The 14,161-nt window shown below is 75.6% G+C and carries 13 protein-coding genes; 8 read left to right on the top strand and 5 right to left on the bottom strand.

Going from position 1 to position 14,161, the window contains the following annotated elements:
- Nucleotides 1-90 precede the first annotated feature (90 nt).
- The 8 genes from rapZ to ACYQBY_RS01945 all read left to right on the top strand — a co-directional run bounded on the left by rapZ (nucleotide 91) and on the right by ACYQBY_RS01945 (nucleotide 7,514).
- Complete coding sequence (rapZ, locus tag ACYQBY_RS01980; protein ID WP_459642123.1) at nucleotides 91-993, top strand: RNase adapter RapZ; 903 nt, start codon at nucleotides 91-93, stop codon at nucleotides 991-993.
- Between the two features lie 137 nt (nucleotides 994-1,130).
- Nucleotides 1,131-2,081 carry a gluconeogenesis factor YvcK family protein gene (locus tag ACYQBY_RS01975; RefSeq protein ID WP_459642443.1) on the top strand — a complete coding sequence of 317 codons (951 nt, stop codon included), beginning with the start codon at nucleotides 1,131-1,133 and terminating at the stop codon, nucleotides 2,079-2,081.
- A 113-nt stretch (nucleotides 2,082-2,194) separates the two neighbouring features.
- A complete protein-coding gene (gene whiA, locus ACYQBY_RS01970; RefSeq protein ID WP_459642122.1) occupies nucleotides 2,195-3,175 on the top strand; it encodes a DNA-binding protein WhiA in 981 nt (326 codons plus the stop codon).
- Nucleotides 3,176-3,364: 189 nt separating this feature from the next.
- Nucleotides 3,365-4,369 carry a type I glyceraldehyde-3-phosphate dehydrogenase gene (gene gap, locus ACYQBY_RS01965; protein ID WP_459642121.1) on the top strand — a complete coding sequence of 335 codons (1,005 nt, stop codon included), beginning with the start codon at nucleotides 3,365-3,367 and terminating at the stop codon, nucleotides 4,367-4,369.
- A 171-nt stretch (nucleotides 4,370-4,540) separates the two neighbouring features.
- A complete protein-coding gene (locus ACYQBY_RS01960; RefSeq protein WP_459642120.1) occupies nucleotides 4,541-5,770 on the top strand; it encodes a phosphoglycerate kinase in 1,230 nt (409 codons plus the stop codon).
- Between the two features lie 4 nt (nucleotides 5,771-5,774).
- Entirely contained in the window at nucleotides 5,775-6,572 is a 798-nt protein-coding gene (gene tpiA, locus ACYQBY_RS01955) for a triose-phosphate isomerase (RefSeq protein ID WP_459642119.1), read from the top strand.
- 193 nt (nucleotides 6,573-6,765) lie between these two features.
- On the top strand, nucleotides 6,766-7,017 hold the full coding sequence (gene secG, locus ACYQBY_RS01950) for a preprotein translocase subunit SecG (RefSeq protein ID WP_459642118.1): 252 nt from the start codon (nucleotides 6,766-6,768) through the stop codon (nucleotides 7,015-7,017).
- Nucleotides 7,018-7,163: 146 nt separating this feature from the next.
- Nucleotides 7,164-7,514 carry an RNA polymerase-binding protein RbpA gene (locus tag ACYQBY_RS01945; RefSeq protein ID WP_459642117.1) on the top strand — a complete coding sequence of 117 codons (351 nt, stop codon included), beginning with the start codon at nucleotides 7,164-7,166 and terminating at the stop codon, nucleotides 7,512-7,514.
- Between the two features lie 131 nt (nucleotides 7,515-7,645).
- On the opposite strand, the gene pgl is transcribed toward ACYQBY_RS01945, so the two are convergent.
- From pgl to tal, 5 genes are all read right to left on the bottom strand, one after another.
- Nucleotides 7,646-8,422 (bottom strand): 6-phosphogluconolactonase, encoded by a 777-nt coding sequence (pgl, locus tag ACYQBY_RS01940; RefSeq protein WP_459642116.1) that lies wholly within the window; start codon nucleotides 8,420-8,422, stop codon nucleotides 7,646-7,648.
- Complete coding sequence (gene opcA / locus ACYQBY_RS01935) at nucleotides 8,419-9,687, bottom strand: glucose-6-phosphate dehydrogenase assembly protein OpcA (RefSeq protein ID WP_459642115.1); 1,269 nt, start codon at nucleotides 9,685-9,687, stop codon at nucleotides 8,419-8,421. Before opcA ends, pgl begins: the two co-directional genes overlap by 4 nt.
- Before the next feature lie 64 nt (nucleotides 9,688-9,751).
- Nucleotides 9,752-11,293 (bottom strand): glucose-6-phosphate dehydrogenase, encoded by a 1,542-nt coding sequence (zwf, locus tag ACYQBY_RS01930; protein WP_459642114.1) that lies wholly within the window; start codon nucleotides 11,291-11,293, stop codon nucleotides 9,752-9,754.
- Nucleotides 11,290-12,957: a glucose-6-phosphate isomerase gene (locus ACYQBY_RS01925; protein ID WP_459642113.1), complete on the bottom strand. Its 1,668-nt coding sequence runs from the start codon at nucleotides 12,955-12,957 to the stop codon at nucleotides 11,290-11,292. Before ACYQBY_RS01925 ends, zwf begins: the two co-directional genes overlap by 4 nt.
- Nucleotides 12,954-14,078: a transaldolase gene (tal, locus tag ACYQBY_RS01920; protein WP_459642112.1), complete on the bottom strand. Its 1,125-nt coding sequence runs from the start codon at nucleotides 14,076-14,078 to the stop codon at nucleotides 12,954-12,956. Before tal ends, ACYQBY_RS01925 begins: the two co-directional genes overlap by 4 nt.
- Nucleotides 14,079-14,161: the final 83 nt, after the last annotated feature.

Below are 14,161 nucleotides of genomic sequence, written 5' to 3'. Positions count from 1 at the left end.
GCGCCCGGCCCATCGCTGTGCGCACACGCGCCGGTGCGCTCCGTGCGGGGGGTGGGTGGCGCCGCGGCGGCCGGCTGGCAGGATGGGCCCGTGCAGGAGCCGACCCAGCAGCCCCAGCCCCAGGGCGCGCAGGCCCGCCCCGAGCTCGTCATCATCACCGGCATGTCCGGCGCCGGGCGCTCCACCGCCGGCAAGGCGCTGGAGGACCTCGGCTGGTACGTGGTCGACAACCTCCCCCCGCAGATGCTGGAGCCGCTCGCCGAGCTCGCGGGCCGCGCCGCCCGCTCCGTCCCCCGCATCGCCGTCGTCGTCGACGTCCGCGGCCGCTCCTTCTTCGCCGAGCTCCAGGGCGCCCTGGGCACCCTGGACGCCCGCAACGTCTCCCCGCGCATCCTCTTCCTCGACGCCTCCGACGAGGCCCTGGTGCGCCGCTTCGAGGGGGTGCGCCGCCCCCACCCCCTGCAGGGCGAGGGGCGCATCGTCGACGGCATCGCCGCCGAGCGGGAGCTGACCAGCGACCTGCGCGCCCGCGCCGACATCGTCCTGGACTCCTCCGCCCTCAACGTGCACCAGCTCGGCGCCAAGGTCGCCGCGCTGTTCGAGGGGGAGCGCTCCCAGGACCTGCGCGTGACCGTCATGTCGTTCGGTTTCAAGTACGGCACCCCCGCCGACGCCGAGCACGTCGCCGACGTGCGGTTCCTGCCCAACCCCCACTGGGAGCCGGAGCTGCGGCCCCTCACCGGCCGCGACGCCCCCGTCTCCCGCTACGTCCTCGACGCCGAGGGCGCCCTGCCGTTCCTGGAGCGCTACGGCTCCGCGCTGGAGCCGGTCCTGGCCGGGTACCGCCGGGAGAACAAGCGCTTCGCGACGGTCGCGCTGGGCTGCACCGGCGGCAAGCACCGCTCCGTGGCCCTGGCCGAGGAGCTCGGCGCCCGGCTGGCCACCACCGGGGTGCCCGTGCGCGTGCTGCACCGCGACCTGGGGCGGGAGTGAGCGAGGCGCCGCCGGGCTGCCCACCGGCACCACCCCCCGGCGGCCTGCCCGGGAGCCGGCCGGGCACCACCACCGGCACCTCCACTGCCGGGACCGCTGCCGGCACCGCGCGCCCGGGCAGCGCCGGCCCCGCCGTCGTGGCCCTCGGGGGCGGGCACGGCCTGGCGGCGTCCCTGTCCGCCCTGCGGCACGTCACCGACCGCCTCACCGCCGTCGTCACCGTCGCCGACGACGGCGGCTCCTCCGGGCGGCTGCGCCGCGAGCTCGGGGTGCTGCCCCCCGGGGACCTGCGGATGGCCCTGTCCGCGCTGTGCGACGACGGGGAGTGGGGCCGCACCTGGCGCGACGTGCTGCAGCACCGCTTCGTCTCCGAGGGCAGCCTGCACGAGCACGCCACCGGCAACCTGCTCATCACGACGCTGTGGCAGCTCCTCGGCGACCCCGTCGCCGGCCTGGACTGGGTCGCGCGCCTGCTGGGCGCCCGGGGCCGGGTGCTCCCCATGGCGGCCGTGCCCCTGGACATCGAGGCGGACGTGCTGGGCCTGGACGACTCCGACCCCGACCGGGCGCTGCCGGTGCGCGGGCAGGTCGCGGTGGCCAGCACGCGCGGGCGGGTGGCGGGGGTGCGGCTGGTGCCGGAGGACCCGCCGGTCCACGAGGACGTCCTGCGGGCCATCGCCGAGGCCGACTGGGTCGTGCTGGGGCCGGGGTCGTGGTTCACCAGCGTCCTGCCGCACCTGCTGGTGCCGGCGCTGTCGGAGGCCCTGCACACCACGCGGGCCCGGCGCTGCGTCACCCTGAACCTGGCCGCCCAGCCGGGGGAGACCGACGGCTTCTCCGCCGAGGCGCACCTGGAGGTGCTCGCGGCGCACGCCCCGCAGCTGCACCTCGACGCCGTGCTGGCCGACCCGGTGGCGGTGGAGGACCCCCTGGCCCTGGCGCAGGTGGCGGCGTCGCTGGACGCGCAGCTGCTGCTGCGGCAGGTGTGCCTCGGCGACGGCACGCCGCGCCACGACGCCCTGCGGCTGGCGGCGGCCTACCGTGACGTGTTCAGCGCGACCTTCTCAGACGTCCGGGAGGACCGGTGAGGAACGGTGGTCAGGACGGGACGGACACCGCCGCGGGTGCGGGTGCCGCGAGGCCCGGCGCGGCGGCCGGAGGCGGGGCGGGACGTCCCGCCCGCGGTGCGAGGATGGGGCCCATGGCACTGACGGCGGCGGTCAAGGACGAGCTGAGCCGGCTGCCGGTGACGCGCTCGTGCTGCCGCAAGGCGGAGGTCTCGGCGATGCTGCGCTTCGCCGGCGGCCTGCACATCGTCTCCGGGCGCATCGTCGTGGAGGCCGAGCTGGACTCCGCCTCCACGGCGCGCAGGCTCCGCCGGGACGTCGCGGAGGTCTTCGGGCACCTCAGCGACGTGGTGGTGCTGCAGCCCGGCGGCCTGCGCCGCGGCACGCGCTACGTGGTGCGCGTGGTGCGCGACGGGGAGTCCCTGGCGCGGCAGACCGGCCTGCTGGACGTGCGGGGCCGGCCGGTGCGGGGGCTGCCCTCGCAGATCGTCTCCGCCTCGGCGTGCGACGCCGAGGCCGCCTGGCGCGGGGCGTTCCTGGCGCACGGCTCCCTCACCGAGCCGGGCCGCTCGGCGGCGCTGGAGGTGACCTGCCCCGGGCCCGAGGCCGCCCTGGCCCTGGTGGGGGCGGCGCGGCGCCTGCAGCTGCAGGCCAAGGCGCGCGAGGTGCGGGGCGTGGACCGGGTCGTGCTGCGCGACGGGGACGCCATCGCCGCGCTGCTGACCCGCCTGGGCGCCCACGACGCGGTCATGACGTGGGAGGAGCGCCGGATGCGGCGGGAGGTCCGCGCCACCGCCAACCGCCTGGCCAACTTCGACGACGCCAACCTGCGCCGCTCGGCGCGCGCCGCGGTGGCCGCCGGGGCGCGCGTGGAGCGGGCGATGGAACTGCTGGGCGACGACATCCCCGACCACCTGCTGCAGGCGGGCCGGCTGCGCCTGGCGCACAAGCAGGCGAGCCTGGAGGAGCTGGGCCAGCTGGCCGAGCCGCCCATGACCAAGGACGCCATCGCCGGGCGCATCCGCCGCCTGCTGGGGATGGCGGACAAGCGCGCGGCGGAGCTGGGCCTGCCCAACACCGAGGCCGGGCTGACCCCCGACATGCTCGACGCCTGACCCCGCACGGGACTGGGCGGCAAGCGGTTTCCGCAGGTCAGCGGCCACCCCGGGGCGGAACGGCCACCGGGAGGCCCTAGGGTCGTGCCCGGCGGCGCGTCTGTTGCGCCGGTCACACCGCCCAGTGAACGACCGCAACCACCGGAGCACCTGGCGACGAACGGGCCGGTGCCCTCGAGGAGGAGAAGAATGACGACACGCGTCGGCATCAACGGCTTCGGACGCATCGGCCGGAACTTCTTCCGCGCCGTGCAGGCGTCGGGGGCCGACATCGAGATCGTCGCCGTCAACGACCTGACCAACGCCAAGACCCTCGCGCACCTGCTCAAGCACGACTCGATCCTGGGCCGCTTCCCGCAGGACGTGCGGGCCGGCGAGGGCGAGATCGTCGTGGGTGAGCGCAGCATCAAGGTGCTGGCCGACCGCGACCCGGCCAACCTCGGCTGGGGTGACCTCGGCGTGGACGTCGTCGTGGAGTCCACCGGCTTCTTCACCGACGCCACCAAGGCCAGGGCGCACGTCGACGCGGGCGCCAAGAAGGTCATCATCTCCGCCCCGGCGACCAACGACGACGTCACCCTCGTCATGGGCGTCAACGACGGCGACTACGACCCGGCCCAGCACACGGTGATCTCCAACGCCTCGTGCACCACGAACTGCCTGGCGCCCCTGGCGAAGGTCCTCGACGACGCGTTCGGCATCCAGCGCGGCCTGATGACCACCATCCACGCGTACACCGCGGACCAGAACCTGCAGGACGGCCCGCACAAGGACCTGCGCCGCGCCCGCGCCGCCGCGCTGAACATCGTCCCCACCAGCACCGGTGCGGCCAAGGCCATCGGCCTGGTCCTGCCGCAGCTGAAGGGCAAGCTGGACGGCTACGCGCTGCGCGTGCCCGTGCCCACGGGCTCGGCCACCGACCTGACCGTCACCCTGGGCCGCGAGGTCAGCGTGGAGGAGGTCAACGCGGCCTACCGCGAGGCCGCCGACGGCGCCCTGAAGGGGTACCTGACGTACTCCGACGAGCCGCTCGTCTCCAGCGACATCGTCACCGACCCCGCGTCGTGCATCTACGACTCGGGCCTCACCAAGGCGATCGGCGACCAGGTCAAGGTCGTCGGCTGGTACGACAACGAGTGGGGCTACTCCAACCGCCTCGTGGACCTCGCGAAGCTGGTCGGCAGCTCCCTCTGAGCACACCGCCCCGGCCCGGGACCCTCGCGGGGGTTCCGGGCCGGGGCGCGNCCCGGGGGGGGGGGGCGGGGCGGGGCCGCGCCCGGGTGTGCGCACCCGGGCGCCCCGACCGCCCCGACCGCCCCGACCGCCCCGACCGCACGGCCAGACGGCACGGAGGAGAGGACACCCGTGAAGACGATCGACGACCTCGAGGCGCAGCTGTCCGGGCTCTCCGGCCGCACCGTGCTGGTGCGCAGCGACCTCAACGTCCCCCTGGACCACTCCGCGGGCGCCCCGCGCATCACCGACGACGGGCGCATCCGCGCCTCGCTGCCCACGCTGCGGCGCCTGGCCGGCGCCGGTGCCCGCGTCGTCGTCGTCTCCCACCTCGGCCGCCCCAAGGGCGCGCCGGAGGCGAGGTACTCCCTGGCCCCCGTCCACGCCCGCCTCGCCGAGCTGCTGGAGGGCACCGAGGTGCGCTTCAGCCCCGAGACCGTCGGGGACGCCGCCCGCGCCGCCGTGGCGGATCTGCCCGCCGGCGGGGTGCTGCTGCTGGAGAACGTCCGCTTCAACGCGGGGGAGACCAGCAAGGACGACGCCGAGCGCGGCGCCTTCGCCGACGCCCTGGCCGCCCTCGCCGACGCCTACGTCTCCGACGGCTTCGGTGCCGTGCACCGCAGGCACGCCAGCGTCTACGACGTCGCCCTGCGCCTGCCGCACGCCGCCGGCGGCCTCGTGCTCGCCGAGGTCGAGGTCCTGCGCCGGCTGACCTCCTCCCCGGAGCGCCCCTACGCCGTCGTCCTCGGCGGCTCGAAGGTCTCCGACAAGCTCGGCGTCATCGACAACCTGCTCGGCAACCTCCTCACCTCCGGCGACCGGCTCCTCGTCGGGGGCGGCATGGTGTTCACCTTCCTCGCCGCGCAGGGCCACGGCGTGGGGAAGAGCCTGCTGGAGGCCGACCAGGTCGGGCGCGTGCAGGGCTACCTGGCCACCGCCGCCGACAAGGGCGTGCAGGTCGTGCTGCCCACCGACGTCGTCGCCGCCGACGCCTTCGCCGCCGACGCCGCGCACGACGTGGTGCCCGCCGACGCCATCCCCGCCGACCGCCTCGGCCTGGACATCGGCCCGGACTCCGCCGCCGCCTTCGCCGCCGCACTGGCCGGCGCGCGCACCGTGTTCTGGAACGGGCCGATGGGCGTCTTCGAGTTCGAGGCCTTCGCCGGCGGCACCCGCGCCGTCGCCGAGGCCATCACGAAGGCACCCGGCCTCACCGTCGTCGGCGGCGGCGACTCCGCCGCGGCCGTGCGCACCCTCGGCTTCGCCGACGACGCCTTCGGGCACATCTCCACCGGCGGCGGCGCCAGCCTGGAGTACCTGGAGGGCAAGTCCCTCCCCGGCCTCGACGTCCTGGAGGACTGACCCCATGCCGAACACCACGGCCCGCACGCCGCTCATCGCCGGCAACTGGAAGATGGTCCTGGACCACACCTCCGGCACCCACCTGGTGCAGAAGCTGGACTGGACGCTCAAGGACGCCAAGCACGACTTCTCCGCCGTGGAGGTCGCCGTCCTGCCCTCCCACACCAGCCTGCGCTCGGTGCAGACCCTCGTCGAGGGCGACAGGCTCCAGATCGCCCTCGGTGCGCAGGACCTCTCCCAGCACGACTCCGGGGCCTACACCGGTGAGGTCTCCGGTGCGCAGCTGGCGAAGCTGGGCGTGCGCTACGTCGCCGTCGGCCACAGCGAGCGGCGCCAGTACCACGCCGAGGACGACACCGTGGTGGCCGCCAAGGTCCAGGCGGCGCTGCGGCACGGCCTGGTGCCGATCCTCTGCGTCGGGGAGGCCCTCGACGTGCGCCGCGAGGGCCGGCACGTGGAGCACACCACCGCGCAGGTCCTGGCCGCGCTCGCCGGCCTCGACGGCGCGCAGGTCGCCGCGCTCGTCATCGCCTACGAGCCGGTGTGGGCCATCGGCACCGGCGAGGTCGCCACGCCCGAGGACGCCCAGGAGGTCTGCGCCGCGATCCGCGCCGCGGTCGCCGGGCAGTGGGACGAGGCCACCGCCGCGGCGGTGCGCATCCTGTACGGCGGCTCCGTCAAGCCCGCCAGCATCGCCGGCATCATGCGCCAGGCGGACGTCGACGGCGCCCTCGTCGGCGGCGCCAGCACCGACGCCGGTGACTTCGCCAGCATCGTGCGCTTCCGGGAGCACCCCGCCTGAGACGCACCCCGCGCGCGGTGGGCCCCGTCGGGTCGCNGGGGGGGGGCCCCGGGGGGGGCGGGGGGGGGGGGGGGCCCCCCCCCCCCCCCGCGGGGCCCCGGCCGCATCCCGCGCCCACCGGCCGATGCCCTAGGCTCGGCCGTGACCATGCCCGCGCACCGGCGCGCGGCTCCCGGCGAGACGAAGGACCCGCGTGGACGTACTGCGGATCGTGCTGCAGGTGCTGCTGGCCCTGACGAGCCTGTTCCTGACCATGCTCATCCTCATGCACAAGGGCAAGGGCGGCGGTCTGTCCGACATGTTCGGCGGCGGCATGTCCTCCACCCTCAGCGGGTCGAGCATGGCCGAGCGCAACCTCAACCGCATCACGATCATCATGGGCTGCACCTGGGCGGTCTGCGTGGTCGTCCTCGGCCTCGTGCAGCGCTTCGCGGAGCCCGTCTGAGCGCCTGCGGCGGCCCGCACCCGTCCCGGCGGTGCTGGCCACGACGCCGTGGCGGAGCGCTTACCCTGTTCCCACCGCGGCGACGGCCACCGGAGCCCCGCACGCACCCAGACGCCCCACCCCGCACGACCGACGAGGAGTTACCCGTGGCCAGTGGCAACGCGATCCGTGGCAGCAGGGTCGGCGCAGGGCCCATGGGCGAGGCGGAGCGCGGCGACACCGCCCCCCGCGTCCGGATCTCCTACTGGTGCGCGAACGGGCACGAGACCCGTCCCAGCTTCGCGCAGGAGTCCGGGGTGGAGCCGCCGGAGATGTGGGACTGCCCGCGCTGCGGCTTCCCCGCCGGCACGGACCAGGAGAACCCGCCCGCGCCGCCGCGCAACGAGCCCTACAAGACGCACCTGGCGTACGTGAAGGAGCGGCGCAGCGACGCCGACGGTGAGGCCATCCTCAACGAGGCCCTGGAGGGCCTGCGCGCCCGCGGCCTGATCCGCTGACGCTCCCCACGGGCGGCCGTGCCGCGCGGGGGTAGCGCTCGGCACCGCGCCGCCGGCACGGGCACGCACGCGACCGGGCCCCGGCCGCTCTCCGGAGAGCGGTCGGGGCCCAGTCGCGTGCGGGGGGCGGCTCAGCGCCCGGGCAGCTCCTGCGCGGCGGCCGCGTCGAGCAGCCACAGCGTGCCGCCGGTGCCACCGGCCCCGGCCGCGGGCGTGGCGGAGACGTCCGCGCCGCCGATCCCGGCGGCCACCGCGGCGGCCTTCTCGGCCCCCGCCGCCACCAGCCACACCTGACGGGCCCGGCCGATCGCCGGCAGCGTCAGGGAGATGCGCGCGGGCGGCGGCTTGGGGGAGTCCGGCACCCCCACGACGGTGCGCCCGCTCTCGTGGACGAACTCCTGCCCGGGGAAGAGGGAGGCCACGTGCCCGTCCGGGCCCACCCCTAGCAGCAGCACGTCGAAGGCCGGCACGCCCTCCCCGCCCGCCGCGGCCGCCAGCTCCGCGGCGTACGCGGCCGCGGCCGCGTCGACGTCCCCGCCCGCGGGGCCGTCGGAGGCCGGCGGCGTGTGCACGTTCTCCTCCCGCAGCGGCACGTGCCGCAGCAGCGCCTCGGCGGCCTGGGTGCTGTTGCGCTCGGCGTCCCCGGCGGGCAGGTGCCGCTCGTCGCCCCACCACACGTGCACCCGCGACCAGTCGACCGCGTCCCGGGCGGCGGAGGCGGCCACGGCCGCGAGGGAGCGCACCCCGATCGTGCCGCCGGTGAGGACGACGTGGGCCTCGCCGTGGTCGGCCTGCGCGTCGGCCAGGGCCGTCAGCAGACGCGCCGCCACGGCGTGCGCGAGGACGTCCGCGTCCGGGTGCACGAGCACCCGGGCCGCGGCCGGACCCGCGGAGTGCCGTCCGCTCACGCGGAGGCCGCCCTGCGCCGCGAGCGGGCCGGCTTGGCAGCCTCGGCGGCGGTGCCCGTCGCCGCCTCCTCCGCGGGCGCACCGGTCACGGGCCCCTTGGTGGCGCCCCGCTTGGGCCGCTCGGCGGTGCGGGTGGTGCCCGAGGAGGGGGCGGCCGCGGCGCCCGCGCCCTCCTCCCCGCCCGCGTCACCGGCGCCGGAGGGGTCCGTGGCGCGCTGCGTGGGCTCGGCGGGGCTGGCCGACTTCATCGCCCGCGACACCCGCGCCGCGGCCTTCTCCGCCACCGCCTGCTTGCGGGCGACCTCGGCGACCTGACCGTCGGCGGTGCTGGCCTTGGTGGGCGCCTTGCCGGCCTGCACCTTCGGCAGGCCCTGCACCAGCACCTCGCCGTACACCTCGTCGGGGTCCAGGCGGCGCAACTCCTCCGTCAGGCAGTCCTTGACGGGGCGGCGGGCCAGCGCGATGCGCCGGTCCGGCTGCCCGGGCTGGGTCAGGGTCGCGACGCTGGCGTCGGGCCGCACCAGCAGCACGGGGCCGGACTTGCGCTCCAGCCGCACGCTCTGCACACCGCCGCCGCGCTTGGTCCGCACCCGCGCCACCGGCACCTTCAGCCGGTACGCCAGCCACGCGGCGAGCAGCTCGGTGCTGGGGGAGTCCGGTGCGCCGGCGACGGTGGCGCCGGTGACCGCCTCGTACGGCGGCTGGTCCAGCGCCGCGGCCAGCAGGGCCCGCCAGTTCGTCAGGCGGGTCCAGGCGAAGTCCGTGTCCCCGGCCGCGTACGTCGCGCGGCGCTGCTCCAGGGCCTTGGCCGGGTTGGAGGCGTCCGCGGAGTCCGTGATGCGGCGCTGCGCGATGCGCCCGATGGGGTCGCCCGCCAGGTCCGCGGGGGCCGAGCCCACCCACCACGCCACGATCGGCGCGTCGGGCAGCAGCAGCGACATGACGGTCGTCTCGCCGTGCTCCACCAGCGGCCCGTACAGGCGCAGCACCACGACCTCGCTGGCTCCGGCGTCACCGCCCACGCGGATCTGCGCGTCCAGGCGCGCGATGCCGCGCTTGTTGCCGCGGGCCAGGACCAGCACGCGGCACGGGTGCTCGCGGCTGGCCTCGTTCGCGGCGCTGATGGCCTCCTCCGCGTGCGCGTCGTCGGTGACGACGACGAGCGTGAGGACGCGCCCGAGGGCCACGGCCCCGCCGGAGTCGCGGATGTCCACCAGCGCCTTGTTGATCGCGCTGGTCGACGTGCTGGGCAGGTCGATGATCATCGGGTTCGCTCCAGGCTCGACGAGGTGCTGGCTGCGGGTGCGCCGGCGCGGCGCGGCCCCGGCCTCACGGCCGCCGCCAGGCGCGGCCCGTGCGCCCGAGCATCGCGTCGGCCGACCTGGGCCCCCACGACCCCGACGCGTACGTGTCGGGCTTGCCGTTCTTCGCCCAGAACGCGGTGATGGGGTCCAGGATCTTCCAGGACAGCTCCACCTCCTCGTGGCGGGGGAACAGCGGCGGGTCGCCCAGCAGCACGTCGAGGATGAGCCGCTCGTACGCCTCGGGGCTGGACTCGGTGAAGGCGTGGCCGTACCCGAAGTCCATCGTGACGTCGCGCACCTCCATCGCCGTGCCCGGCACCTTGGAGCCGAAGCGCAGGGTGACGCCCTCGTCGGGCTGCACGCGGATGACCAGGGCGTTCTGCCCCAGCTCCTCCGTGGCGGTCCGCTCGAACGGCAGGTGCGGGGCCTTGCGGAACACCACGGCGATCTCGGTGACGCGCCGGCCCAGGCGCTTGCCGGCGCGCAGGTAGAACGGCACCCCGGCCCAGCGGCGGGTGTCGACCTCCAGCTCGATCGCGGCGTACGTCTCCGTGGTGGAGCTGGCGGGGATGCCGTCCTCGTCGAGGTAGCCCTTGACGAGCTCGGAGCCCTGCCAGCCGGCGGCGTACTGCCCGCGGGCGGTGGACTTCGACAGGTCCGCGGGCAGGCGCACCGCGGAGAGGACCTTGGCCTTCTCCGCCCGCAGGTCGGCCGCGTCGAAGGAGACGGGCTCCTCCATCGCGGTCAGCGCCAGCAGCTGCAGCAGGTGGTTCTGGATGACGTCGCGGGCCGCGCCGATGCCGTCGTAGTACCCGGCGCGCCCCCCGATGCCGATGTCCTCGGCCATCGTGATCTGCACGTGGTCCACGTGCTTGGAGTTCCACAGCGGCTCGAACATCTCGTTGGCGAACCGCAGCGCCAGGAGGTTCTGGACGGTCTCCTTGCCGAGGTAGTGGTCGATGCGGAACACCGAGTCGGCGGGGAAGACCTGCTCCACGACCTCGTTGAGCTCGCGGGCGGAGGTCAGGTCGTGACCGAACGGCTTCTCGATGACCACGCGCCGCCAGGAGTCCCCGTCCTGCGCGGACAGGCCCGAGCGGGCCAGCTGCTTGGCCACGACGGGGAAGAACTTCGGCGGGATCGAGAGGTAGAACGCGTGGTTGCCGCCGGTGCCGCGCACCCGGTCCAGGTCCGCGACGGTCTGGGCGAGCTTGTCGAACGCGGCGTCGTCGTCGAAGTCGCCCGGCACGAACCGGAAGCCCTCGGCGAGCTGGGCCCAGACCGACTCCCGGAACGGGGTGCGGGCGTGGGCGCGGACCGCGTCGTAGACGACCTTGCCGAAGTCCTGGTCCGCCCAGTCGCGCCGGGCGAAGCCGGTCAGCGCGAAACCGGGCGGCAGCAGGCCGCGGTTGGCCAGGTCGTAGATGGCCGGCATGAGCTTCTTGCGGGCCAGGTCGCCCGTCACGCCGAACAGCACCAGCCCGCAGGGGCCGGCGATGCGCGGCAGGCGCTTGTCGCGGGGGTCGCGCAGCGGGTTCTCCGCGCTGCGCACCCGCACCGGGCTCACGCCTGCCCGCCCGAGACGGCCGCCAGCAGCTGCGCGGTGCCCGCCCCGCGGTCGCCCAGGTGCAGGCGCAGCACCGGGCGGCCGTGCTCGGCGAGCACGGAGGCGTCCCCGGCGGCCTGGGCGGCGATGAGCTCGCCGAAGCTGAACGGGATGCCGGGGATGGGCACCTCCTCCACGGGGGAGGCGGTGACCTGCAGGTACACCCCGGTGGCCGGGCCGCCCTTGTGGTACTGCCCGGTGGAGTGCAGGAACCGCGGGCCCCAGCCGAAGGTCACGGGACGGCCGGTGCGCCGCGCGAGGGCCTCGCGCAGCTCCGCCAGGGCGGTGTCGGCCTCGCGGTCCAGGTACGCCATGACGGCGACGTACCCGCGCTCGGGGTCCAGCTCGTCCAGCAGGGCCTCGAGGGCGGCGCCGAGGGTGGCGGTGCCCTCCGGGAGCAGGCCCGCGGAGGCGCGCACCTCCACGGAGCCGTCGGTGAAGTCCGCCGCGGTGCTCTCCCCGCGCTCGTCCAGCAGGGCGCGGGTGGCGGTCTTGGCGCTCTCCACGTCGGGCTGGTCGAAGGGGTTGATGCCCAGCAGGCGCCCGGCCACGGCCGTGGCGTACTCCCACAGCAGCAGCTGCGCGCCCAGCGGCCCGGCGACGCGGACCTCCGCGGGGCCGGACCCGGCGGGGGCGTCGGTGCCGAGGGCGTCGTCGGCCACGAGCCGCACGAGGGTGGCGTCGGCGGGAGGGGAGGAGGCCTCCGGCGCGGCGGGGGAGCCCACCACGACGGGCAGCAGGCCGGTGCCCTCCTTGCCGGTGGACTCGGCGACGAGCTGCTCGGCCCAGTCGCCGAAACCGACCAGCGGGGTGCCGTCCTCGACGATGACGACCTTGTCGCGCGCCGGGGGGTCCTGCCGGCCGTCGCCGCGGCCGGTGGCGCCGCCCGCGATCGCCGCGCCGAGCACGAGGGCGGGGTTGCCCTCGTCGTCGGCGGCGAGCATCTCCGCGGCCTCCTCGGCCTCGTCGAGCAGCGCGGCGACGTCGACGCCCGCCAGCCCGCAGGGGACCAGCCCGAACGCCGTCAGGGCCGAGTAGCGGCCCCCGACGTGCGGGTCGGCGGAGAACACGGCGCGGTAGCCGGCCTCCTTCGAGGCCTTCTCCAGCGGGGAGCCGGGGTCGGTGACGACGACGATGCGGCGGGCCGCGTCGATGCCGGCCCGGGTGAAGGCCTCGGCGAAGGCGCGGCGCTGGCTGTCGGTCTCCACGGTGGAGCCCGACTTGGAGGAGACCACGACGACCGTGCGGTCGAGGCGGTCCGTCAGCGCCCGGCGCACCTGGCCGGGGTCGGTGCCGTCCAGGACGGTCAGCTCCACCCCGGCGGTGCGGGTGATGACCTCCGGCGCCAGGGAGGAGCCGCCCATGCCGCACAGCACGACGCGGTCCACGCCCTCGGCGCGCAGGTCCTCGCGCAGCTCCGCGATCTGCTCCACCAGGGGCCGGGAGGTGGTGGGCAGCGACACCCACGCCAGGCGCACCGCGGACTCCTCGCGGGCCGCCTCCCCCCACAGCCCCGCGTCCTGCCCGGCGATGCGGGAGGCGACGGAGTCGGCCACGAGGGCGGGCACGGCGGCGGCGACGGCGTCGGCCGCCGCCCCGCTCGCGCGGACCTCGACCGCGGTCACTTCTCGGTGCCCTGGACGGCGCGGGCGTTGTCCAGCTCGTTCGTGACGGTCTGGAGCAGCTCGCCCCAGCTGGCCTCGAACTTGCTCAGGCCCTCGGTCTCCAGCAGCTCCACGACCTCCTCGTAGGAGACGCCGAGGCGCTCGAGGTCGTCGAGGACGCCGCGGGCCTCGTCGTAGCGGCCGCGCACGGTGTCACCGCTGACCTCGCCGTGGTCGGCGGTGGCCTCCAGCGTCTTGCCGGGCATGGTGTTCACGGTGCCGGGGGCGACGAGCTCGGTGACGTAGAGGGTGTCGGGGAGCTTGGGGTCCTTCACACCGGTGGAGGCCCACAGCGGCCGCTGCGGCTTGGCGCCGGCCTCGGCGAGCACCTCCCAGCGCGGGGTGGAGAAGACCTCCTCGTACGCCTGGTAGGCGAGGCGGGCGTTGGCGATGCCGGCCTTGCTGCGCAGCGCGGTGGCCTCCTCGGTGCCGACCGCGTCCAGGCGCTTGTCGATCTCGCTGTCCACGCGGGAGACGAAGAACGAGGCGACCGAGGCGATGTCGGAGATGTCCAGGCCCTTCTCGCGGGCCTGCTCCAGACCGGTGAGGAAGGCGTTCATGACGGCGCGGTAGCGGTCCAGGCTGAAGATCAGCGTGACGTTGACGCTGATGCCCTCGGAGAGGACCTGGGAGATGGCGGGCAGGCCCTCCACCGTCGCGGGAATCTTGATGTAGAGGTTGGGGCGGTCCACCGCGGCCCACAGGGCGCGGGCGGAGGCGATGGTGCCCTCGGTGTCGCGGGCCAGGCGCGGGTCGACCTCCAGGGAGACCCGGCCGTCGAGGCGCTGGCTGGACTCGTAGACCGGCGTCAGCAGGTCGCAGGCGCGGCGGACGTCCTCGGTGGTGATCTCGAAGACGGCGTCGTCGAGCTCGGCACCGGCCGCGGCGAGCTCGCGGACCTGCTCGGCGTAGGCGTCGCCCTTGGACAGGGCCGAGGCGAAGATCGTGGGGTTGGTGGTGATGCCGACGACACCGCGGTCCACGAGCCGGGTGAGCTCGCCGGAGCCGATCAGCTCGCGGGAGAGGTCGTCGAGCCACACGGACACCCCGTGCTGCGCCAGCTGGGCAAGTGCGTTGCTCATGGTGTTCCTTCCAGTGCTTCGGCGCTCGCAGTCACAGGCGCCGCGTCGGTGCGCCCGCTCGGGCGCCGGTGGGACTGGCGGTG

The organism is Kineococcus anabasis (genome assembly GCF_054590795.1).
This window is presented reverse-complemented; position numbering and strand designations above follow the sequence as displayed.